Annotated in this window: 20 protein-coding genes, 1 tRNA gene and 1 pseudogene; 8 read left to right on the top strand and 14 right to left on the bottom strand. The window is 68.0% G+C overall.

Annotation, left to right across the window (positions count from 1 at the left end):
• On the bottom strand, nucleotides 1-196 hold a 196-nt coding region (locus ACWD5Q_RS23180), incomplete at its 3' end, for a hypothetical protein (RefSeq protein ID WP_451428931.1).
• A gap of 250 nt (nucleotides 197-446) precedes the next feature.
• Between ACWD5Q_RS23180 and tyrS the strand changes: the two genes are divergently transcribed.
• Nucleotides 447-1,850, top strand: coding sequence for a tyrosine--tRNA ligase (gene tyrS / locus ACWD5Q_RS23175; protein ID WP_451428930.1), 1,404 nt, complete (start codon nucleotides 447-449; stop codon nucleotides 1,848-1,850).
• Nucleotides 1,851-2,117: 267 nt separating this feature from the next.
• Here the strand turns inward: tyrS and ACWD5Q_RS23170 are convergent, their stop codons facing one another.
• From ACWD5Q_RS23170 to ACWD5Q_RS23160, 3 genes are all read right to left on the bottom strand, one after another.
• Nucleotides 2,118-2,468 carry a DUF6527 family protein gene (locus ACWD5Q_RS23170; protein WP_451428936.1) on the bottom strand — a complete coding sequence of 117 codons (351 nt, stop codon included), beginning with the start codon at nucleotides 2,466-2,468 and terminating at the stop codon, nucleotides 2,118-2,120.
• 74 nt (nucleotides 2,469-2,542) lie between these two features.
• Complete coding sequence (locus tag ACWD5Q_RS23165) at nucleotides 2,543-3,814, bottom strand: ThiF family adenylyltransferase (protein ID WP_451428929.1); 1,272 nt, start codon at nucleotides 3,812-3,814, stop codon at nucleotides 2,543-2,545.
• Nucleotides 3,789-4,067, bottom strand: coding sequence for a multiubiquitin domain-containing protein (locus ACWD5Q_RS23160; RefSeq protein WP_451428928.1), 279 nt, complete (start codon nucleotides 4,065-4,067; stop codon nucleotides 3,789-3,791). Before ACWD5Q_RS23160 ends, ACWD5Q_RS23165 begins: the two co-directional genes overlap by 26 nt.
• Before the next feature lie 187 nt (nucleotides 4,068-4,254).
• On the opposite strand from ACWD5Q_RS23160, the gene ACWD5Q_RS23155 reads away from it, so the two are divergent.
• Both ACWD5Q_RS23155 and ACWD5Q_RS23150 read left to right on the top strand, forming a co-directional pair.
• The gene (locus ACWD5Q_RS23155) at nucleotides 4,255-4,566 is read left to right on the top strand and encodes a hypothetical protein (protein ID WP_031037699.1); all 312 of its coding nucleotides are present in this window, start codon (nucleotides 4,255-4,257) and stop codon (nucleotides 4,564-4,566) included.
• Nucleotides 4,563-5,663, top strand: coding sequence for a hypothetical protein (locus ACWD5Q_RS23150; protein WP_451428927.1), 1,101 nt, complete (start codon nucleotides 4,563-4,565; stop codon nucleotides 5,661-5,663). Before ACWD5Q_RS23155 ends, ACWD5Q_RS23150 begins: the two co-directional genes overlap by 4 nt.
• 10 nt (nucleotides 5,664-5,673) lie before the next feature.
• Here the strand turns inward: ACWD5Q_RS23150 and ACWD5Q_RS23145 are convergent.
• Nucleotides 5,674-5,873, bottom strand: a pseudogene (locus tag ACWD5Q_RS23145) (IS1380 family transposase); the annotation flags it as partial.
• A 40-nt stretch (nucleotides 5,874-5,913) separates the two neighbouring features.
• Nucleotides 5,914-6,375 carry a hypothetical protein gene (locus ACWD5Q_RS23140; RefSeq protein WP_451428926.1) on the bottom strand — a complete coding sequence of 154 codons (462 nt, stop codon included), beginning with the start codon at nucleotides 6,373-6,375 and terminating at the stop codon, nucleotides 5,914-5,916.
• Nucleotides 6,376-6,635: 260 nt separating this feature from the next.
• Here ACWD5Q_RS23140 and ACWD5Q_RS23135 point away from each other — a divergent pair, with 260 nt between their 5' ends.
• From ACWD5Q_RS23135 to ACWD5Q_RS23125, 3 genes are all read left to right on the top strand, one after another.
• Nucleotides 6,636-7,430, top strand: coding sequence for a DUF317 domain-containing protein (locus ACWD5Q_RS23135; RefSeq protein WP_451428925.1), 795 nt, complete (start codon nucleotides 6,636-6,638; stop codon nucleotides 7,428-7,430).
• 116 nt (nucleotides 7,431-7,546) lie between these two features.
• Nucleotides 7,547-7,996, top strand: a complete 450-nt coding sequence (locus ACWD5Q_RS23130; RefSeq protein ID WP_451428924.1) for a hypothetical protein — start codon at nucleotides 7,547-7,549, stop codon at nucleotides 7,994-7,996.
• 257 nt (nucleotides 7,997-8,253) lie between these two features.
• On the top strand, nucleotides 8,254-8,793 hold the full coding sequence (locus tag ACWD5Q_RS23125; protein ID WP_451428923.1) for a hypothetical protein: 540 nt from the start codon (nucleotides 8,254-8,256) through the stop codon (nucleotides 8,791-8,793).
• 255 nt (nucleotides 8,794-9,048) lie between these two features.
• On the opposite strand, the gene ACWD5Q_RS23120 is transcribed toward ACWD5Q_RS23125, so the two are convergent.
• The 5 genes from ACWD5Q_RS23120 to ACWD5Q_RS23100 all read right to left on the bottom strand — a co-directional run bounded on the left by ACWD5Q_RS23120 (nucleotide 9,049) and on the right by ACWD5Q_RS23100 (nucleotide 14,605).
• Nucleotides 9,049-10,767 (bottom strand): relaxase/mobilization nuclease domain-containing protein, encoded by a 1,719-nt coding sequence (locus ACWD5Q_RS23120; protein WP_451428922.1) that lies wholly within the window; start codon nucleotides 10,765-10,767, stop codon nucleotides 9,049-9,051.
• Nucleotides 10,764-11,417 (bottom strand): MobC family plasmid mobilization relaxosome protein, encoded by a 654-nt coding sequence (locus tag ACWD5Q_RS23115; protein ID WP_451428935.1) that lies wholly within the window; start codon nucleotides 11,415-11,417, stop codon nucleotides 10,764-10,766. The genes ACWD5Q_RS23120 and ACWD5Q_RS23115 overlap by 4 nt, the downstream gene beginning before the upstream one ends.
• Before the next feature lie 187 nt (nucleotides 11,418-11,604).
• On the bottom strand, nucleotides 11,605-12,414 hold the full coding sequence (locus ACWD5Q_RS23110) for a DUF2637 domain-containing protein (RefSeq protein WP_451428921.1): 810 nt from the start codon (nucleotides 12,412-12,414) through the stop codon (nucleotides 11,605-11,607).
• Nucleotides 12,415-12,863: 449 nt separating this feature from the next.
• A complete protein-coding gene (locus ACWD5Q_RS23105; protein WP_451428920.1) occupies nucleotides 12,864-14,147 on the bottom strand; it encodes a DUF3631 domain-containing protein in 1,284 nt (427 codons plus the stop codon).
• A gap of 227 nt (nucleotides 14,148-14,374) precedes the next feature.
• A complete protein-coding gene (locus ACWD5Q_RS23100) occupies nucleotides 14,375-14,605 on the bottom strand; it encodes a hypothetical protein (protein ID WP_266682820.1) in 231 nt (76 codons plus the stop codon).
• 94 nt (nucleotides 14,606-14,699) lie between these two features.
• Between ACWD5Q_RS23100 and ACWD5Q_RS23095 the strand changes: the two genes are divergently transcribed.
• Both ACWD5Q_RS23095 and ACWD5Q_RS23090 read left to right on the top strand, forming a co-directional pair.
• The gene (locus tag ACWD5Q_RS23095) at nucleotides 14,700-15,380 is read left to right on the top strand and encodes a helix-turn-helix domain-containing protein (protein ID WP_451428919.1); all 681 of its coding nucleotides are present in this window, start codon (nucleotides 14,700-14,702) and stop codon (nucleotides 15,378-15,380) included.
• A complete protein-coding gene (locus ACWD5Q_RS23090) occupies nucleotides 15,377-16,981 on the top strand; it encodes a tyrosine-type recombinase/integrase (RefSeq protein WP_451428918.1) in 1,605 nt (534 codons plus the stop codon). Before ACWD5Q_RS23095 ends, ACWD5Q_RS23090 begins: the two co-directional genes overlap by 4 nt.
• A 127-nt stretch (nucleotides 16,982-17,108) precedes the next feature.
• Here the strand turns inward: ACWD5Q_RS23090 and ACWD5Q_RS23085 are convergent.
• The 3 genes from ACWD5Q_RS23085 to ACWD5Q_RS23075 form a co-directional block, all read right to left on the bottom strand.
• A tRNA-Thr gene (locus ACWD5Q_RS23085) sits at nucleotides 17,109-17,182 on the bottom strand.
• A gap of 106 nt (nucleotides 17,183-17,288) precedes the next feature.
• Nucleotides 17,289-18,935 (bottom strand): alpha/beta hydrolase, encoded by a 1,647-nt coding sequence (locus ACWD5Q_RS23080; RefSeq protein WP_451428917.1) that lies wholly within the window; start codon nucleotides 18,933-18,935, stop codon nucleotides 17,289-17,291.
• Nucleotides 18,936-19,079: 144 nt separating this feature from the next.
• Nucleotides 19,080-20,285, bottom strand: a complete 1,206-nt coding sequence (locus tag ACWD5Q_RS23075) for a DNA polymerase III subunit delta' (RefSeq protein WP_451428916.1) — start codon at nucleotides 20,283-20,285, stop codon at nucleotides 19,080-19,082.
• Nucleotides 20,286-20,536: the final 251 nt, after the last annotated feature.

The following is a 20,536-nucleotide window of genomic DNA, read 5'->3' as shown; positions in this document are numbered from 1 at the left end:
CAGCCGCGTCACACACGACATCCACATCCACCGCCTCGACCCCGAGGAGAAGATCAACGCCGAGCTGCAAAAGGCCGCTTAGGAAGCGACGTTGCCCACCTGGGCGACCACTCGCCAGCTCAAGAGGATCTCCCAGCATTTCCGCGTACTCGCTTCCGGGCACAGAGTGGAATCCGCCCTGCAGCGAAAGAAGCACGTCCCCGCCATGATCTTCCTTCCGGGGATGCTCATCGCCACGCTCCGAGCCCGAGACCCAATAGCCCCGTGGCTCCGCTCCCTCTCCAGTGCGATCGTGGGCCGGCCGCTGGTACAGCTCTCGACGACCCAGGGAGAGCGGGCTGAACCGTGATCATTTCGGTGATGCGACGGGGGCGACGATGATAAAATCGCCGCTTCCAATCCCTACTGGTCAGGCCAGTTGTCCGACCCAGGAGCGTATAAGCGCCATGAGCCGTTTGAGCGAGTCTGTCACCCGTGTCATGCACATCCTCGATGGAGCGGACCTGGGCGCGGACTATACGGCCGCGCAGCTGCTCAGCGAGACAACGGCACGGCGCTCCCTGGACCTCTCCGACCTCTCCCCCGAGGAGCAGGCCACCCTGGTCGAGGGACGCGCGAACCACCTGATCCCCTCGGCCGCGGTACTCGCCGAGAAGATCGAAGCCGCGCAGGCCGCCGGACGCCCGTTCGTTGTCAAGTACGGCATCGACCCGACCTCGCCCGACGTCCACCTGGGCCACGCGGTACCGATCATCATCGCCAGCCGGTTCCAGCGGATGGGCCACCACGTCGTCTTCATCATCGGTGACGTGACAGCCAAGATCGGTGACCCGTCGGGACGGTCCTCGGATCGACCGCCCCTCACCGACGAGGACATCGCCCGCAACCTGAGCGGCTACCAGCAGCAGGTCACGCCGTTCATCGACTTCGAGCGTGCCGACCTGCGCTTCAACGGCGAGTGGCTGAACAAGGTCACCCTGCCGGAGCTCGTCGGCGTTCTTGCCCGGGTGCCGGTCTCCATGTCCCTCCAGCGCGAGGACTTCCGCACCCGGCTGGCCGACGGCCATGGGCTGTCCGTCGCCGAGTTCGTCTACTCCGTCGTCATGGCCTGGGACTCCGTGGCCATCGACGCCGATGTCGAACTCGGCGGTGTGGACCAGCTGTTGAACCTCCAGATGTGCCGCAAGGTCATGGAGATCTCAGAGCAGGACCCCGAGGTCGTCATCACCACCCCGCTCATCGAAGGCACCGACGGCACGGGCACCAAGATGAGCAAGAGCAAGGGCAACTACGTGGGCCTGACGGCGTCGCCTGATGACGTCTACGGCCGGCTGATGTCCATCCCCGACCACCTGACCGAGCCGTACCTCCAGTTGCTCACCGAGTGGACGGACGACGAGATCCGCATGGTCACCAAGCGCCTGGAGGAGGGGACCGCGCACCCGATGGCGATCAAGCGCATCCTCGCCGGCGAGGTGGTGGCCGCCCTCCACGGCTTGGACGCTGCTGCCGCCGCTCGCGCGGAGTTCACGGCGCGCTTCTCCAAGCGCTCTTTCGCGGACACCCAGAACCTCCCCGTCATCTCCCTGAAGGACCACGCCGAGGACACCCTCGGGGCGCTGATCAGCCGCACGCTGGACTTCGCTCCCAGCATCTCCGCGGTGCGCCGCGTGGCTCAGCAGAAGGGCCTCCGTCTGATCCTTGAGGCGGACGGAGAGCAGGCACCTACGCCGCTCACCGAGGCGTCCGTGCAGCAGACGCTCGGTGAGGTCGTGAGCGAGGTTGGGGCACTCGAAGGTGCCGAGCTGTACCTCAAGGTCGGCCGTAAGGTCGCCCGCATCGACGTCTGAGATCAGGCGCGGCGCCGAGTCACCCACGTGACTCGGCGCCGTTCTGTTTGCGCTCGGTGCGACCCGCCAGCCGCGCGGTCCAGGAAAGGCGCTGATGGCGGGCGATGCCGTGGAGGAGTGTTGCTTTCGGAGGTGCGGGTGGCCAGGGCACACCCGGAGAGACGGTGTGCTGTTATGCAAGACCATCTGGTGCTGAAAGCTCCTGGTCGTAGCAACGACGTGCTTGGCATCGATTCTTCAGACGTTATCCCAGTTCGCTGGGGCGATTTATTCATCCCGTTTGCTACGGCTGGTGCCGGAGGAGCGTCGCATTCGGTTCCAAATCCGGCGCCACCAAGACGCTTGTCCCGCCAGAGGTTGAGGGATGGCCTCGACGTGCGCGGCGCGGTCGCGGGAGCTAGCGATTCGAGTGGCTGCCGCTGAGATTCGTGGCAACCAGTCGATACGGTCGCTGCGGACGTAGTAGTGCGACCTACACTGCTGTTGTCCGTTTCCAACGGACGGTCGCAGGGACACGGTGCCATCGAAGGTCAGGGTCCAGTCGTGCGGTCCGAATGGTGTGACGACCTTCGAACCACATCCACACGCGCACAGATGGACTGCGGTTTCGAACTGCATCGAGATGTACAGCTTACCCGGCTCGGGTTCGTCCGGGATGTGCTCGATGAACACCGGCATCAAGGATCGAGCTTTCACGCGGCGGCCTCCGACCCGTCCCCAGCATCAGCGATGGCCGGGATCGGCTCGGCGCCCAGTCCGATGCCCTCGTCTTGGTTGGTAGAGGTGCCGTAGCGGTTGTAGAGATCATTCGAGTCGACCGCATACACGGTGTGCAGCTCGTTCTCGGTGTCAGCATAAAAACCGAGGTACTTCTTATACCGGAAGATTGCCAAGTTCGCAGTGAAGGAGTTCAGCTCGGCTACCTGCAAGTTGGTGTCGTACTCGGCGCCCTCCCCGGCGAAGTACGAGATGAGCCCATCTCGCTCAATATGCTCCACGCGTCCCGGAAGAGACGTCGTGATGCGAATCTGCCCGTCGATGCATTCGGCGTCCTTGCTGACCCCGACACCAGTATCGATGAATGGGATACCGTTGACGGTCAATGCCTCGATGATGGCCTTTTTGTCCGGGCCCGTGTCCATCGCAAGAAACACAAAATCGGCGTCGAGGAGTTCGCCGACGTTTTCAGAGGTGACGTTCACCGGGTGAGCCTCGATGTGACGACGCATCCGCGAATACATCCTCGTGAAGTACTCGACCTTCTTCATGCCCTCCTGTAGGTCCGCTAGGCTCGCGGCGCCGGGGGCCCGGAAGGCGTTATGCGTGCGGAGGACGTCGCTGTCGTAGAGATGAAGCGCGTGTATCGGGGTCTTGGCGAGCAGGTCGAGCAGGTATGCGCCAGTACCCCCGAGACCGACGATCACAACCTTCTTCAGCGCGAGGCGCGCGTTGACCTCGGTGATGCCAGCCCTGCTGGAGAATGTGTCGAGGTAGCGGAACACACCATCGTCTTCGTCGGTCTCGACAGGCTTGAAGGTCAGCGGGGTCACCTCGGGGTCGATGGCCTGGGCCGGCCCGATGACCATCGCGGCGTAGTGGGTGACCTTTTCGTAATAATCTGGGTAGCCGCCCGCGGGTTTCTGGGAGAAGCCGCAGCTCGCGGTGAGCTCCGGGCTGGCGGACCACTTCTGAACGCCATCGTTTACAAGCCCGTCGATGGGCTCGCCATTCTTGTTGCGGGGTACGCCGCCAACGAAACACATAACGTGGTTACTCGGGGCCGTAGCGGTGTCGCCGCTCAGATCCAGCGGGCAGAGGAAGGATCCCCACTGAACCTGGGCGGCATCGTCCACGAACGGGATGTCGTCGATTACGAGGAACCCGTTGACGACACGGACGGCGTACCCGTCGTGCACCAGACGGGCCAGGTCGGCGCTACTACGAACGAGTCGTGAGTCGGACATTGAAGCGCGTCCCCTTCTTCTTCACCTTCACGGACTCGCCGGCGACCAGGGTGCCGTTCCCGCCATGAGGTGCGATGGCGTTCTTGTAGGTGACGGTGAACATCGCCTGCGGGTCGTGACCGGGGTACGCGAGCTGCCCAAGTTCGTCATACGTCACGGTGTCGTGGTCGAGGGTGACCATGGTGCCGTTGATGGCTACTTCAAACTCTTTATCCCTCTTGTCATGCTCCTGCTCGTGACTGGGCGCAGTCATGACAGTCCCCTTCCGTGGCGCCCTCCGCTGATCGGCGGGCTCGGATGCGAGTGTAGCATCAACATCATCACCCTATGGGTGAAGAGGTGTGCGCGAGATGAGAGGCCCTGAAAGTCGGTGATGCCTGTAGAATCCGCGCGAAGTAGGTAGGAGCGTCATCAGCCGATGGGTGATGGAGAACAGACACGTGGACCGGGAGTACATGGATGAGGAGTTGTATCGCCTCGCTACGGACCCCGGATTCCGGCCGCAAGGGTGGAGCGCCCGGGAGGTCTCGGACTTTCGCGTCCTCGTTCAGTGCGCGCGTGCAGCTCGGCTCGACGCCGACCTGCGGAACTCGCGCATGCTGCGTATCCATCCCGGTGACACCCATGACCTGAACAAGGCGCGGGCGAAGTTGAGTTCCGGCCGCGTTATCAACTTGACGTTCAAGAGCACAGAGAGCCACAGTGCCGTGATCTTCGAGCTATTGACTCCAGAGATGGAAGCCTCGCGATGAGCACCCCTCCACACGACCCGCTGCCGATCGCCCAGGTGCCGGTTGGCGAACTCCTCGGGAGGGAGCTCGAGGCCAGGGACTGGTCTCAGGCTGATTTCGCTGCGGTTCTGGATCGCCCGACTCAGTTCGTCTCCGAGATCGTCACCGGCAAAAAGGAGATCACCAGGGAGTCGGCGGCGCAGATCGGCGCAGCCCTTGGTCATACAGCGGAGTACTGGCTCAACCTTCAGGACCAGTACCTACTCGCCGAGCAGTTCAAGAATGAGAACGCCCAGGTAAAGCTGGACGAGGTGCGTCGGCGTGCCCGCCTAAACAACAAGGGGCCAATCCAGCTATTGAAGAGGCGCGGCTTTCTCACCGGCGCCACCTTGGAGGCCCTCGAGGCCGAGGTGAAGGAACTTTTCGAGCTGGATTCCCTTGATGACGAGCCCGGATTCGCAGCGGCTGCTAGACGAGCCAACCGTAGCGAAGATATCAGCTCGCTGCAGCGAGCATGGGTCGCGTGTATCAGAAGGGAAGCGCGTAAGCTTCCGCCTCAGGAGAGATACTGCGCAAAACGTCTGAGGGAGCTTGCAGGCACCCTTTCGCGCACACTCAAGTCGGCCGCTGACTTCGAGAACCTACCTGACCTTTTTAGTGCGGTTGGCGTGCGTCTGGTATATGTCGAATCGCTTCCGGGTGCCAAGATTGACGGGTGCTCGATGCTGGTCGACGGATATCCAGTCATTGGCTTGTCTGGTCGCGGCAAAAGACTCGACAAGATCCTATTTACTCTTTTGCATGAGATTGCGCATATCTTGCTTGACCACGTCGACGCCGAACACCTCATCGTCGAAGGGCTCGATGAGGCTCAAGGCAATGAAACGGAATGGGAGAAGGACGCAGACACGGAGGCCGCGGAGTGGGTTTTCCCGCACGGCATTCCTGACGTCCCAGATCGTATCGGTGCGCGTTGGGTCAATCAGTTGGCCGTTGAGCTTGGCGTGGCGCGCATCGTTATCGTCGGTCACCTTCAACACCGCGGTCACCTTGACTGGCGGACGACCCTGGCGAAGAACGCTCCTTCGGTAAACGATGCTCTGACATCGTGGGATTAGCTATCTGGCGGGCGGCCAGCTGGCCGATCAGGCGGGAGACCGTCGGGGCGGAGGCCGGCCCGAACACGCCCGGCTCCGCCCGCAGCATGCCCACATCGGCGAGCAGTCCCGCCCAGCGCGACCGCGAGGGCGACTGTCCAGGAGGACCTTCCCCGGGTCGTGGACGGCCCGGTGCCCGGATCCAGGCGGACGCCATTGAACCGATGCGGCTATGCAGGCCGGTGTCAGAAAAGGCACGCTGAACAGCGGGTCAGCTGGTTTCTGCCGCCTCCGCCATGAGGCGGGACCGCTTCTCGGCGCGCGGTTCGGCTTTCCAGTCGGGCAGGAGCGCCGACAGAACAGGGTCGCTTTCGATCTTCTGTTGGGTGGACCGCATGCCTTCGTCGATGAGCGCGTCCCACTTCTCCGTGGCGAGCTCGATGCGGCAGGGCAAGTCCTTGATGATGTTCTCGTCCAGGGTCAGGTAGTTCGACGCACGCCCCCTGGCGCCACGGGCCGCAGGCACGTACGCGTCGGCGCCGGCCTGGTCGGGAAGCAGGGAGATGAGGACCGCGTCGCCGTCCTCGGCGATCCTTCGGGCCGCCTTGTTAGCTGCGGAGATCTCTGCCTTGGAAGGATCCCGTTCCAGCATCTCGATCAGGGTGCTGCGGATGCTTACCGTTTTCCGGCTGGCCAGCCCAGTCTGCAGGGCCTGGCGGAAGGTCTGCGTCATCGATGTCATAGCGGCGATTGTTGCGAATGGCTGCCCCAAGGCCGCGCGCTTGAGGACGGCGCTCGGTGCGTGTTCCCCCGTACGGCAGACGCACGGGGCGTGGTCCCAGCGCGCTCACCCCTCACAAGTAGATTCGCTGCCACAAAGGCCGAAACCGCTGGGTTCACTGTCAGACGCGGCGATCGAATGGCCTAGGGAAAGCAAGTTCGCCAGGGGCAGACAGGAAGGATCCCGCAAGGGCTGGTGTGCTGCTGCAAACCATGCCAACGTACAACCCCCAGACGAAAAACCTTCCCCCTGATCCCACGGAGGCGCCCCTGCACCCGCACCACCCCAGCGAACCCTCCCATCCCGACTCGCCGGACCCGGTGTACTGGGTCACCCCGCGCCATCTGGCGGGTGACGACGGGGCCCTCGCCGAACGGATCGGCGAAACCCTGGCTGGCCTCGGCTGGCGCATGTGGCCTACCTCTCGTCACACCCTGCTGTACGTCAGCCCAGATGAGCTGCGCGGCGCCGAATGGATCCTCGCGGCCTACCCGTTCGAACTGGGCGGTCTCCCGGTTGCCTGGCAGCTGAGCGCCCGCCCGGATGCCACCTCCGCGATGCCGGCGTGGAACGCGTACTTCACGGCCGGCGTCCCGTACGAGGCGATCACCGATTTCCTCGTGGCGATCGACGCCCGCGAGGCGCCCGACCTCGGCTCCGAGGGGTCGGAGACGGTCCTCAACGCTCTGAGTGCCCGGGGCTGGATCCGCGATGTGGACCGCCCCCGCACCACCGCCACGGATCCCGGCTTCTCCTGCAACGTCTCCTTGGAGATGCTGCCGCCACTCATCCAGGACGCCGACCCGCGCCCCGACCTGATGGGCTGGCAGGCATGGGCGGAACCCATCGTCAACGCCCCCTATTTGTGGTGTGCCAGCTTCAGCACCAGCGTCCCCCATGAGCTGGTGGCGGCGTTCGTCGCCTCGCTCGCCTCACCGGCTCCGGTGCCCCGCCGAACCGTCCCTGCGAGCGCCGAAGGGCGGCTCACCGTGGTCCGCCGCAGCTAACAGCGCCCGCCCAGAGAAGCCGCTCTCGTAAGCGGCTCGTCGCCAATCTCCCGAGTGGTAGCAGATCAGACGAGGCGTGCCCCCGCGCCCGCCAGATGACAGAGAAGGAGAGAGCCTTGTTCTGGTTCCGACGCGCTCGCGAGGACCGCGCGTTCCGTGAAGCCCAACAGGCGGGCCAAGCGCTGCTCCTGCGGCTGCAGGCCACTCAGCCGTGGCCCAGCTTCCCCGAGCCGACCCCGCAGGCCCCCGCCGCAGGGGAAGCGGTTGTGCCCGACTTCCTGCCGCCGGAGCTGCGGGTGCCGCCGCGCCAGGACGTGGCCGGGGTGATGATGCGCTGGCAGCCACCGCTCGTCGTCGGCGGCGAGGTCCGTACATGCCCCGAGTGCGGCATGTACCGGGACTGGATCGTCTTCTGCATGCGCGACGACTCTATATGGCTGCGCTGCCGGGCCGGCCACGAGACGAAGGAGCCCGGCCTGGATGCGGTCTGGTTCAACCGCAACTCCGGTCCCGTCGACGGGTTCCACCCCACTCTCGAAGACGGCCTGCGCCACCTCGGCCATTGACCTCCCGAAACCCCTGCCCCTTCGTACTGCCGGCGCCCGGAGGGCCGGCCTGGTCAGACCGTCCGTTTCGCAGGCCGCAACAGGCCACAAAGGGGTTTCCTATGCGCCTTCACGCCACGACCGTCCGCGGCCTCAGCGCCCTCGCTGTCTTGGCCCTGGCGGGCTGTTCCCAAGGCAGCGCCGCCTCCTCCGGCCCGATGTCCTCCCCGACCGTCCCGGTGCACCCGAACGGCGAGAGTGCCTTGACGCCCGCTCCGTTGTCTTCGACTGCACTGGCGAAGCTGCTCTTGGACGAGAGCGACCTCGGCGGGAACTACACCCGCATGCCGCAGCGCGCGGCGGCCCACGACGACGTGACCGTGAACTGCCCGGCGCTGGAGAAACTCGGCGGCGACGCCGCGACCGGCACAAGCCTCGCCTTCCCCCGCAAGGCGAAGGCGTCCTTCACCTACGCTGGTGGCCGCAACTCCGAGCTGGCCGAGGAGTTGTACAGCGACACCGCGGCGAAGCTGTCCAAGGGCATTGGGGGAAACTTCGATGCGATGGTCTCCTGCCCCACGTACCAGGTGGTGTCGGGCAACACCGTCGTCACCGTGGGCACGCAGGTGACGCCCGCCCCCGACCTGGGCGACGAGCAGTGGAGCCAGCTGCTCACCTACTCGATCGGTGGGCAGCGCAGCGTCGTCAAACAGACGGCGATCCGGATCGGCAACGTCCTTGTGCTCGTCTCGGGCGCGCCGGGACTTGTGGACGCCAACCTGGAGAAGGCGCTCGACAAGGCCGAGGCAGCCTTGTGACCAACCTGTCGGCGTCGTTCGGCGCCGACGTGCCGCATGACTTTGTCGCCGTGTTCGCCGATTCCCTCAGTTCCAGTGCACCGGTGCTGTGCCGGGTACTGTCGGAGAGCACATTCGACCGGCTCCTGGACGCTCCAGCAGTTCCAGGGCCTCCCACGCGGTGAAGCCGGGCCTCCCAGTTGGAGAGCCCGGCTTCGTGCTGCGGTGCCGTTCTGGCGTCTCACAGCGCGTCACCGCCCGCAGCTGAGATCGTGATCAGCGTCGGCGAGCCTGCGACGGCTGCGGGACCGGGGCTGCTGCTGCCGTGTGCTCTGGAGCGTCGGGGCGCCGTGCTGCGCTGTCGGCCCAGGCTGGGCTGTGGGCTTGTGCTGCGCGGGCTTGTGCGCTGGGTGCCGACCTTTCGACGAGGCGTTGGATGCGCCAGGCCAGGACCCGTGCGGGACGGCGGGCGTCGTTCAGGGCACGCTGGTCGGCGGCCTGCTGGAGGAGCCGGTCCGGGTCGTGCCCGGCTGCTTCTGCCTCGGCGAGGGCGGCGGTGAGAGCCCCGAAAGCGGGGTCTTCGATGATCTGCTCCGCATGCGCGGGCACGGCCTGGCGTAGGCGGCGGATCTGCCGCTCCACGGCCTGCTGGGGTGGCTGGCGCTGCGCGAGGGCGGCCAGGGGTGCGGCTGCGGCTTGGTCGTAGGCGGCCTGGAGGTGGAGCAGTGTCTGCTGGGCGGCGGCGACCTGCTGGTCGTGGTGGCGGAGCTGGTGCCAGCGGGCAGCGGCAATGACCACGAGGATCGCCGCGTCCAGGAACATCGCCAGGACGGCGCCGTCCTTGGGGGCGGGCTCGCGGACCATCGCCCGTACTGCGCCGCGCAGGGCGCGGGCGTGGTGGTGTTCGGCCCGGATGCGGGAGCGAGTGGCACGCTCGAACGCGGTCGCCGCCTCTCGGAGTTGGGGCCGCAGGGGCTGGGGTGCGAGGAGGGGGAGGGCGTCGAGAGCCTCGCCGAAGGCGGCAAGGTGGGCCTGGGAGGCTTCGTCGTCCGTCTGGTCGAGGTGGCGGGGGATGCGTTCGGCGGCGGCGGTGGCCTGGTGCCAGGGGTTGGGCCCGCGCCGGCCTGGCTTGTCAGCGGACTGTGGGTCGATGTTCTCCAGGCGCTTTTGGATCTTGGGGAAGGAGAGGTCCGGGGCGAGTTCGGAGCCGGAGAACCAGACGGGCTCGTTGTCGGCGGTGGTGGTGTCTTCGCTGGCGACCTTGTAGCCGCGCACGTCCCCCGAGGGGAAGTGGACGACCTCGACGAGCACGCCCTCTATGTGGCTGAGCAGGTGGACGAACTCCTCCACGCTGGTGGCGGCGGCCACGGCGGTGCGTACGGTGGCGCGCAGCCGTTCGCGGGCGGGCTTGTCCTGGCCAGCGCGGCGGGCCTTCTCCTGCTCGGCGCGGGTGGTCCGTTTCGCAGCGGTGCGGTCTCCGCGGACCACTTGGAAGAGGTCGTATTCCTTCTCGATGACGGCGAGTTCGCGGTCGGCGGTGTGGTAGTCGTTCCAGTGGCGTGCGGTGCGTAGATCTGCCCGGACCTTGGTGGCGGCGATGTGGATGTGGTCGGGGGCATGGCGGACGGCGACCCAGCGGCATCCGTCCGGATCACCGTCGGGCGCAATGCCGGTGGCGGCGACGACGCGGCGGGCGATGTCGGCCCACTCCTCGTCGCTGAGGATGCGGTCAGTCTCGGCGGCACGGATCGAGCAGTGCCACACGTGCTGTTCGGGAGCGCGGCCCAGCCGTCGGGCCTGCTTGACGTGCAGGTCCAGATCGGCCACGAGGAGCCTCCTGGTGGCGTCGAAGTCGTCGGCGCGGCCGGGGTCGGGGGCGAAGCCGTCCCAGGAGGCGACCAGATGGGGGTCGATGTGGTCCTTGGCCTTCTTCGTGTCGAACAGGTACCGGATCAATCCGGCGGTCTCCTTGCCGCTGCGGATCTTCGCGATCATCGGGCCGCCTTCTTGGCGACGGCCTCGTTCGCGGCTGCCGCGATGTGGCGGACTGTGGCGCCGACCGCGGTCAGGGCGTGTTCGGCCTGGGCCAGGAGGGCGGTATCCCCAGGCTGTGGATGGCCACCGGAGTTCAGCTTCTTGGCGATCTGGTTGATGTTGTGGCCGATCTTGGCGACCTCGCCACGCAGCGCGGTCAGCTCGTCGATGTAGTCGTCGATCGGGGTGCGCTGGCCGGGCAGGGCGAGGTCGCCCTGGACGTGGGCCATGACGACAGCGCCGACATAGTGGGCGCCGGCGATGTTCAGCGACCGCGCCATGGCGAGGATCTCGGTCTTCTCATCGACGCTGTAGCGGGCGTCGACACGCTCCTTGCGCTGGCCGTTCGGGTCAGGCTTTCGACGTCGGGCGACACGGTGCAGCGCGGCGGCTTCGGCGGCGCGCGGCAGCTGGGCGGCGACGGTGTCGGCGATCTGTTCCTCCTCGGGTGCCCCCTGGCGCCCGAGGTCCTCCGCCACCCCCGGGGCGGAGACTTCCCCGTTGCGGCCGTCCTTGGACGGTCCAGCGGGATACCTTGCTGGCGCACTGGTGGCTGTGGTGGTCGTCATCTCCTGCTGATGCGACGGGGGTTCGTGGTGCCGGTTGTGCATGAGGTGCTTCTCCATGGGGTGTTGATGGCGGGTCAGTGACCGCTCGCCCTCGCCCCATACCTGTCAGGGCGAGGACGGGTGGAGCGGCGGTGTCGGGTTGACTCGTTGCGGTGCGGTCGCTCGTCCCCGCGGATTTGCGCGGGGACGAGCGATGCGAGTTGCGCCGGAGCGATGGGAGCGCGGGGGCTCAGGGAGCGCCGGCGGGGGTCATGTCGAGGTCGTCCTGCCGCTGAGAGGTGGCCTCATCGAGTTCGGCTTGCAGGACGTCCTTGAGCTTTTCCGCGTCGGCCCTGCCGATCGGGAGGCCCTTGCCGCGGATCGTCGCTTCGATGTGGCGGCGCGAGGCACGGTCACCGCGTCCCAGTGGCGCGGTACGGGCAATCGCGAGGTACTCGTCGGACACAGCGCTGGGCTTCTGGTCTTCCGGCTCGGCGGAAGACTGCGGGGTTTCCATCACAGTGGCGGCGCCCTGCGCCACCTCGGCAGCACCCCGAGCCACGTCGGCCTTACCGTCCGCCACGTCGAGACCGGCTGGCTGCGGGAGACCGTTGTGGCGTTCGGTGGCGTCGGGTGGGTCGGCGACGAGCTGGTGGATCTGCCGCATCAGGACGCCGAAGGCCAGCAGCGCGGCTGTCGGGGGAACCGCGGCGACCACGTAGTCGAGGAGAGGCACGGCGCCGGCGTTGCCTGTGCCGTTGACCCCGGCCACGTTGAGGGCGATGGAACCGATCGATCCGGTGGCGGTGAGGGCGATGGCCCAGCCGTCGGCGACGCGGCGCAGGCCCGCGCGGAGCATGAGGAGTTCACCCGCGACGATGAAGGCGTCCAGGGTTGCGGGCCAGGCCCACTGGCGGACTGGGGAGTTCTTGAGGCCGTGCTGTCCGGCGACCTCGGCGAGATGCGCGTACGACAGCCAGAATCCGCCGGCGGTGAGCGCCACGATGACAACGCCCGCCGCGACGAGCGCGTACCGCTCAGCAGCCTGCTTGCTCGTCATCGGCCGTCCTTCGCCAGGGCGATGGTCCTGGTGGGTGGGTGTGGAGAGGGTGGTCAAGCGGGGTTCTCCTGGGGTGGTGGCGTGGTCCGTCTTTGCCGTCCCGGCCGTTGCAAGCGCAGGTCAGGGCCGGTACGGCAGGGGGGTCGGTGTTCCGTCTTGGCGGCGTCGGCGCGTCCTGGGGGCACGCACGGGCGGCGGGTGCTGCGGTTCGGTTGCTGTGGACGGTTCGCATCCGTCTTGCCGTCCCGGCCGCATGTGCTGTGACCTGCGGTGATACGGCGGGGACGTCCGGGACGGCACGAGACGGATGTGGGCGGCGTCCCGGCGGGCAGGAACCTCGGTCGTGATCGTGTTGCCGTCCTGGCCCCGGTTGCCGTCTTGCCTGCATGCCGTTTGACCTGCGGGATTACGGTAGGGACGGCAAGGACGGCAACCGGGGGCTGGGGGTCTCAGCCTTCGCTGCGCGCGGGGCCTGTGCCGACCGGGTGGACGGTCGGGCAGTAGCGCCGCCACGCGTCGAGGAACTTGTTGCGCGTGTAGCCCTTGCGCTGGGTGCCGTCGGCGAGGCGGACGTTGCCGGGCCTGATGTCGAAGGCGCGCAGCAGCGAGCCGAGCTCACGCGGGCCCAGCCCCTTGCGACCCCACTCCGCCCACGGGCCTTCCAGGTCCTGGCGCAGGTGGTGCAGGAGTTCGTCCGTGGAGAGGCTGTCGACCTCACGCTGGGCGACGAAGACCCGCCGGATGTCGGCCAGGATCCGCGCTGAGCTGGGGTGGTCCTCCTCGGCCTCTGCTTCGGCCGTCACCATCTGCGCGCACGCCGCGCGGGCGAGGCGGGGCCAGGGCCCGGCGGCCAGGTCGGCGACGATCACCAGGGGTTCCCAGGTGTCGGCGGCGCGGTCCTCCACCGGCATTACCGGTTCCATGTCGGCGGCCTCGTCGAGCAGCGGCCGGGCCCAGGCGGCGATGCGGTCGCGCAGGTCGTGGAGGGCTGGGGTGTCGCGGCGGGAGCGGAAGGGCTTGACGCTCTCGCCCTCGGCCCGGCGGCGCATACGAATCACCACCGACCGGTCCATGATCGTGTCGGGCAGGTCGCCGATGCCCGCGAGCGCGGCCATGGCGAAGGTGGCGAACCGGTGCGGGGTGTGGTCGTGGCCGACGACGCGGGTGACGTACCGGTTGCGCTGGTGGCCGGCGTTGAGCAGGCCGCGCATCTCCTCGTTCTTCTCCGCCTGCTTCGGGGTGCCGAAGATGGTGTCCGCCTCGTCCACCAGCAGGGTGGGCGGTTCGTCGGTGATGGAGCGGAAGATGGCCGCTGGTGTGGTGTTGATGGTGAGCATCGGCTCGTGGACCGTCTCGGTGAGCACGTCCAGCAGCCGTGACTTGCCGCACCGCTTCGCAGGCCCCACCACCGCCAGGCGCGGTGCGTGCTGCCACGCGGGCTGCAGGTGCGTCGCCGCCACCCACAGCGTGACCGCGTGTAGCGCCTGCTGTGAGGGCAGGATCACGAACTGGGCTATCTGGGAACGCAGTTCACTCAGCAGCTCGGAGCCATACGTCGGCTCGGGTTCCGGCACCGCCTCCTCGGCGGGCTGATTTACCGCAACCGTATCCGGCGCCCCGCCGTCGGCCGCCGGGGCGGCTTCGGGCGCGTGGCCGGGCCGGCCGGGCACCGCGACCGTCGGCCATGCCGCTTTGCCGGGTGCGGAATAGGGCTCGGGTGTCGTAGGTTGCACAGGGCAGCTCCTTTTCCGGTGACGTCGGGCATGCAGGCCCGACTCACGCAGGTCGTTCGTTGGAATGCGGGCAGTGGAGTGTGCGGAGCCTCCGGCGTTGGCGCGCCGGGGGCTTTCTCGCTTCCCTGACCAGGGCGAGGGAACACGGACAGTACGTCCACGCCCCGACACAGTCCAGCGTTTCTGTGTCAGCTCAGCGCAGAAGCGTCTGCTATGGGCTCGGGCGGTCATGCGGCCAGGCCGAGCAGGCTCAACAGGTCGGCTGTCACGACGCGGTACGCCTTGCCCAGCCGCAGGACCTTGCAGGGGTACTGACCGCGCTTGGCCAGCTCGTAGCCCTTGCTCCGCCCCAGACCCAGCGCTCGGTTACCGGTGTCCAGGTCAACGGCGGCAGGCAGGGCCAGCAGCTCCGCCCGCGTCATGCCCTTGGGCTGCTCCGCGGTCTCGTTGTCGCGCATACATGCTCCGTCCATGAGTGAGCCCTCGGCGAACGCGGCATCACGTCCGGCTCCAGGCGATCACTAACCATCATCGGGAAGCTAATGTGTCTTCATGACACAACGCGGTTTTGATCCTGGAGATGACGAGGACGACGTCCCCGAGTGGGTGGATCAGGTGATGGCCACGGTGGCCGCCGAGGTCCGCAGACGAAGGAAGGAGTTGCGCATGAGCGCCCAGGACCTGGCGGACCGCTGCGCGGAGATCGGCCATCCGATCCCGCGCAACGTGATTGCCAACATGGAATCCGGCCGCCGCGCCAACCTGCCCATGGTCGACGTCCTCGTCCTCGCCGAAGCCCTGCGGACCTACCCGATCTGCCTGCTCTACCCCGTCGGCTACGTCGACCGAGTCCAGCGCCTTCCCCTGCAGCACTCCGACCCGACATGGGACGCCATGCGCTGGTTCACCGGCGACATCGAGGACTTCGGCATGGAGGACGACATGCTCCGCTCCTTCCGCGCCCACATCCGCCACCAGCGCGCCGCCTTGGCCGCCCTGAAAGGCGAGAAGCACGAGCGCTGGAAGGCCGAGACAGCGTCCAACCAGGCCGAACGCGAGGAAGCAGTACTCGCCCAAGCCGACTACGCCGAAAGGGTGTTGGAAGCCAAGTACCGGCTCCGCAGCGCCCGCGCCTTCATCCGCGAAGACGGCGGCACACCACCGCACCTGCCACCAGAACTCGCCGACGTCGACCCACCCGTCGGCAACACCGATGAGGAGAATGATCTTTGAAGGGTTCCACCCACCGCCGCTGCTACTGCCGCGACGCCCAAACCGGGAAGCCGCTCGGCAAGCAGTGCCCGAAGCTCTCCAGCCGCAAGCACGGCTCGTACTCCATACGCCAGGAACTCCCGCCCCGCGAAGACGGCACCCGCCGCTCCTTCAGCCGCGCCGGCTACGAGAGCCTCAAGGCCGCCCAGGCCGACCTCGACCACATACGCGCCCTGCTCGGCCTCGCCGACACGGACGACCCCGAGGGCATGGCGCTGATAGCCGCCATGCTGGAGGAGGTCGGCGACGAGAAGTCGCCACTGCCCGATGTCGAGGAGACCCGCCGGCGCCTGAAGTCCGGTCAGGACCTGATCGGTCGCCTGACCGTCGGCGAGTGGCTCGATCGGTGGCTCGACGGCAAGCGCATCCGCAAGTCGGGACTCAGCCGCTACGAGACTGATATCCGGTTCCATTTGAAGCCTCGGATCGGCCACCATCGTCTCGACCGCCTGCGCGTGAGCCATCTCAGCGACATGTTCACGGCCATCGCCGACGCCAATGCCGAGATCCTGGAGCAGAACGCCCAGCGCCGGGCCTCGGTCGAGGAGTTGGCCACCGTGCCGTGGAAGGGCCTGGACAACCGCGCCCGCCGCAAGGTGATGAAGACGGCGATCGATGCCATGCCGCCGTTCCGGCGTGTGACCGGTCCGGCCACCCGGCTGCGTATCAAGGCCACGCTGCGGTCTGCGTTGAACGACGCGATCGGCCAGCAGATCCTCACCTTCAACCCGGCCGCCCACGTCGAGCTCGACCCCGTGCGTAAGCCGAAGGCCCTGGTGTGGACGGACGCGCGAGTCGCCAGGTGGGAGCAGACGGGTGAGAAGCCCTCCTCTGTGATGGTCTGGACGCCCGAACAGACCGGCGCGTTCCTCGACTTCCTCGCGGAGGACCGGCTGTACGCGATGTGGCACCTGATCGCCTTCCGCGGTCTGCGGCGGGGCGAGGCATGCGCGCAGCCCTGGTCGGAGACCAACCTCGACGACCACTCCCTGACCGTCTCCGCCCAACTCGTCCAGGACGGGTGGGCGGTCGAGACCTCCGAGCCCAAGACGGACAGCGGCTTCCGCGTGGTCGCCCTCGACGATGACACCGTCAACGTCCTGAAGCGGCACCGCGAACAACAGGACGCGGACCGCGAGGAGTGGGGAACGGCCTGGGTCGAGACCGGCATGGTCTTCACCCAGGAAGACGGCTCCTGGCTCCACCCCGGGAAGGTGACCGACCTCTTCGAGCGGCTCGTCGCCGCCTCCGGACTCCCGCCGATCCGGCTGCACGACCTCCGGCACGGGGCGGCCACACTCATGCTCGCCGCCGGCATCGACGTGAAGATCGTGTCGGACACCCTCGGGCACAGCGACACCCGCATTACGCGGGACATCTACCAGAGCGTCCTGCCGCAGGTCGGCAAGAACGCGGCCGAGGCCACCGCCAAGCTGGTCCCGCTTCAGCGGAAGACCGAGGCGGAGGAGGCCGCCCGCAAGGCCGCCAAGAAGGCCAAGGACAAGAGGAAAGCCGAGGCCAGGGCCAAGAAGAAGAGCAAGCGGAAGAAGCCCAGGAAGTAGGGCCCGGACCGCTCCGCTCACGCATCGCTCACGCAAGCCATCTCGCGGCATCCCGGCCGTGTGACGCGTCATGCCCCGAGCAGCACAAAAGGCCAGGTCACGGGCTATGTGACCTGGCCTTTTCCGGAGCCGCCTTCGGGATTCGAACCCGAGACCTACGCATTACGAGTGCGTTGCTCTGGCCATCTGAGCTAAGGCGGCGAGCCGTCCGCACTATGGTGCGATCAGCGACGTCGGTAAGTCTACACAGTTTCCGGTGGCGCTCCGACCACCCCCCGGAAGCGACACCTCCGGGGGGTGGGAGCCGCTACGAGCAGTGCTTTCCCTTCGCCGGCGGTGTGCCCCGCAGCAGGTACGCGTCGATCGCCGCGTCGATGCACCTGCTGCCGCGGCCGTACGCCGTGTGCCCGTCGCCGTCGTACGTCAGGAGCCTGGCGGAGGAGAGCTGCGACGCCAGGGCCCTGGCCCAGGGGTACGGGGTCGCCGGGTCGCGGGTCGTGCCGACCACCACGATCGGCGCCGCGCCCTTGGCCGCGATGCGGTGGGGTCGGCCCGTCGCCTGCACCGGCCAGTACGCGCAGCTCAGTGACGCCCAGGCCAGCCCCCTGCCGAACACCGGCGACGCCTTCTCGAACGCCGGAAGCGCCTCCTCCACCTCCCCCGGGTCGGCGAAGGCCGACGGCAGGTCCAGACAGTTCACGGCCGCGTTGGCGAACATGAGGTTCGCGTATCTGCCGTGTGTGTCCCGCTCGTAGTAGCTGTCGGACAGGGCGAGCAGCGCGGCCCCGTCGCGATGCTTCAACGCCGCAGTCAGCGCCTCACGTAGCTGGGGCCAGGCCACCTGGTCGTACATCGCGGCGATCACCCCGGTCGTGGCCAGGGCCTCGCCGAGCCTGCGGCCACTGCTGTCGCGGGTCGGGAGCGGGGACGTGTCGAGTTTCGCGAAGAACGCCTTCAGGTGGTCGCCGACCTTCGCCGGCGACGTACCGGGGCCGCCCAGCGGACAGTCGGGCCGCCGGGCACAGTCCTCGGCGAAGGACTGGAACGCCGTCTCGAAGCCCGCCGTCTGGTCCTCGTTGAGCTTGCGGGCGGACAGGGATGGGTCCATCGCGCCGTCCAGCACCAGCCGGCCCACGCGGTGCGGGAACAGCCCCGCGTACGTCGCCCCGAGGAACGTCCCGTACGACGCCCCCACATAGTTCAGCCTCGGGTCGCCCAGCACCCCGCGCAGGATGTCCATGTCACGGGCCACCTCGACCGTCGAGACATGGCGCAGCAGGTTCGCCGAGTGCCGCCCGCAGCCCTCGGCGAACTTCTTGTCCGCGGCGATCAGCCGGTTCACCTCCGCCGGGTTGTCGGGCGTGAGGTCGGTCTGCGCGTACGCGTCCATCTGGCGCCCGTTGAGACACTCGACCGGCTCGCTGCGGCCCACGCCGCGCGGGTCCACGCCCACCATGTCGTACCGGGCGCGGATCTCCGGCGGGTAGCCGACGCCCGCGTACCGCTCCAGATAGCCGATGGCCGAGCCGCCCGGCCCGCCCGGGTTCACCAGCAGCGAGCCGAGGGGTCTGCTGTGGCCCGTGGCCCGTTTGCGGGCTACGGCCAGCCTCACGTCGCCCGCGGCCGGCCTCGCGTAGTCGCGGGGCACCTTCATCGTGGCGCACTCGAAGCCGGGGGCCGTGCAGGGACGCCAGGTCAGCCTCTGCGCGTAGTACGGGGACAGCGCCGACGGCGTGGCCCGGGGCAGTGCGGCCAGCTCCGCATCCGCTGTGGTCGCCGTCGTCGCGCCCCTGGCGGAGCAGCCCGATGCGAGCAGCGCGGCGGCGGCGAGCAGCGCGCCGCCCGTACGCATCGCCTGGGGCGGACGGAGAAGACGGAGGAGGCGGAACGGACGGGAGCGGGGACGGCGAGGGCGGGGCGAGAGGGACGGTCCGGTGATGCGCCTGGTCTGCATTCCGCGAGCGTAACCGTGGGCGACGGATTGATTGCTCTCCGCCATGTCGGCCCTTCGTACGAGTGACACGGTCAATCCGCCGCGAGCCGGATTCCCCTCACGGGCGATTCCCCCTCACGTGCGTCCGGATTCCCCCTTACCGCCTCACCCGGTCCGTAGCGCCATCGTCATGGCCTCCACCGCGAGCAGGGGCGCCACATTGCGGTCCAGGGCCTCCCTGCAGGCGGCGATCGCCTCGATACGACGGAGTGTCGACTCGGGCGTGCCGCCCCTGGCCAGGCGTTCGAGGGCGTCCTCCGCGTCCGCGTTGGCCAGGGCGATGCGGGAGCCGAGCTGGAGGGCGAGGACATCGCGGTAGAAGCCCGTGAGGTCGGTGAGGGCCTGGTCGAGGCTGTCGCGCTGCGTACGCGTTCTACGGCGCTTCTGCTTGTCCTCCAGTTCCTTCATCACACCCGCCGTGCCACGGGGCATCCGGCCTCCCTGCACCGCGCCCAGCGCCGCCTTCAGCTCCTCCGTCTCCTTGACGTCCATCTCCTCGGCGAGTTGCTTGGAGTCCTCCGTGGCCGCGTCGACCAGCTCCTGAGCCGCCCGGAGGCAGGCGCCGATGTCGTCGACCCGGAGCGGGAGCTTCAGTACGGCGGCCCGGCGGGCTCGGGCACGCTCGTCCGTGGCCAGCCGGCGGGCGCGGTCGACATGGCCCTGGGTGGCGCGGGCGGCGGCGAACGCGATCTCCGGGTCGAGGCCATCGCGCCGCACCAGCATGTCCGCGACCGCCTCCACCGACGGGGTGCGCAGATTGAGGTGGCGGCAGCGGGAGCGGATCGTCGGCAGGACGTCTTCCAGGGACGGGGCGCACAGCAGCCAGACCGTGCGCGGAGCGGGTTCCTCCACCGCCTTCAGGACCGCGTTGGCCGACTTCTCGTTCAGCCGCTCGGCGTCCTCGACGAGGATCACCTGCCAGCGGCCGTTCGCCGGCGACGTGAACGACTTGCGGACCGTGTCGCGCATGTCGTCGGCGAGGATCTGCGTGCCCACGGCGGCCACCGTCGTCACGTCCGCGTGCGTGCCGATCAGGCTGGTGTGGCAGCCGTCGCAGAAGCCGCAGCCGGGGGCGCCCCCGAGTGCGCGGTCGGGGCTCACGCACTGCAGCGCCGCGGCGAACGCCCGTGCCGTCTGCGTACGCCCCGCGCCGGGCGGGCCCGTGAACAGCCAGGCGTGCGTCATCTTGGACGCCTCGGGCAGCGGGGTGCCTGCGGCGGCCGCGGTGACGAGGGCGTCGGCGTCGCGGGCAGCCGCGTCGAGCTGCTCGCTCACCTTCTCCTGCCCCACGAGGTCGTCCCACACGGTCACGGGGCACCGCCTTTCCGTCTTTCCGTTTTCCGTCTTTCCATCGCACCTGCCCTGCCGCGATCCATTGTGCGGGTCGCCACTGACAACCGGGCGCATCACCGCTGACGACTGTGCGGCTCACCACGGCAGCGAGCCGGGCGGCCGGGACAGCCGGCAGGCGGGCGCCACACGGGGCGGAAGGGGAGGCAGAGGGCGGCTAGTGCCGCGGCAGGCAACGTTTGCCCGTTAAGGAGCGGCGTCCGGTGCGTGCT

Source organism: Streptomyces sp. NPDC002513 (assembly GCF_053595355.1).
Note: the sequence above shows the minus strand (reverse complement) of the source record. Positions and strands in the feature narration are given on the sequence as shown.

What these genes read in the sequence shown, in the direction of transcription:
- ACWD5Q_RS23095 (WP_451428919.1), top strand. Translation starts at nt 14,700, where the DNA reads ATGACACAACGCGGTTTTGATCCTGGAGATGACGAGGACGACGTCCCC.
- ACWD5Q_RS23150 (WP_451428927.1), top strand. Translation starts at nt 4,563, where the DNA reads ATGAGCACCCCTCCACACGACCCGCTGCCGATCGCCCAGGTGCCGGTT.
- ACWD5Q_RS23135 (WP_451428925.1), top strand. Translation starts at nt 6,636, where the DNA reads ATGCCAACGTACAACCCCCAGACGAAAAACCTTCCCCCTGATCCCACG.
- ACWD5Q_RS23120 (WP_451428922.1), bottom strand. Translation starts at nt 10,767, where the DNA reads ATGATCGCGAAGATCCGCAGCGGCAAGGAGACCGCCGGATTGATCCGG.
- ACWD5Q_RS23140 (WP_451428926.1), bottom strand. Translation starts at nt 6,375, where the DNA reads ATGACGCAGACCTTCCGCCAGGCCCTGCAGACTGGGCTGGCCAGCCGG.
- ACWD5Q_RS23165 (WP_451428929.1), bottom strand. Translation starts at nt 3,814, where the DNA reads ATGTCCGACTCACGACTCGTTCGTAGTAGCGCCGACCTGGCCCGTCTG.
- ACWD5Q_RS23110 (WP_451428921.1), bottom strand. Translation starts at nt 12,414, where the DNA reads ATGACGAGCAAGCAGGCTGCTGAGCGGTACGCGCTCGTCGCGGCGGGC.
- ACWD5Q_RS23080 (WP_451428917.1), bottom strand. Translation starts at nt 18,935, where the DNA reads ATGCAGACCAGGCGCATCACCGGACCGTCCCTCTCGCCCCGCCCTCGC.
- tyrS (WP_451428930.1), top strand. Translation starts at nt 447, where the DNA reads ATGAGCCGTTTGAGCGAGTCTGTCACCCGTGTCATGCACATCCTCGAT.
- ACWD5Q_RS23160 (WP_451428928.1), bottom strand. Translation starts at nt 4,067, where the DNA reads ATGACTGCGCCCAGTCACGAGCAGGAGCATGACAAGAGGGATAAAGAG.
- ACWD5Q_RS23170 (WP_451428936.1), bottom strand. Translation starts at nt 2,468, where the DNA reads ATGCAGTTCGAAACCGCAGTCCATCTGTGCGCGTGTGGATGTGGTTCG.
- ACWD5Q_RS23100 (WP_266682820.1), bottom strand. Translation starts at nt 14,605, where the DNA reads ATGCGCGACAACGAGACCGCGGAGCAGCCCAAGGGCATGACGCGGGCG.
- ACWD5Q_RS23115 (WP_451428935.1), bottom strand. Translation starts at nt 11,417, where the DNA reads ATGCACAACCGGCACCACGAACCCCCGTCGCATCAGCAGGAGATGACG.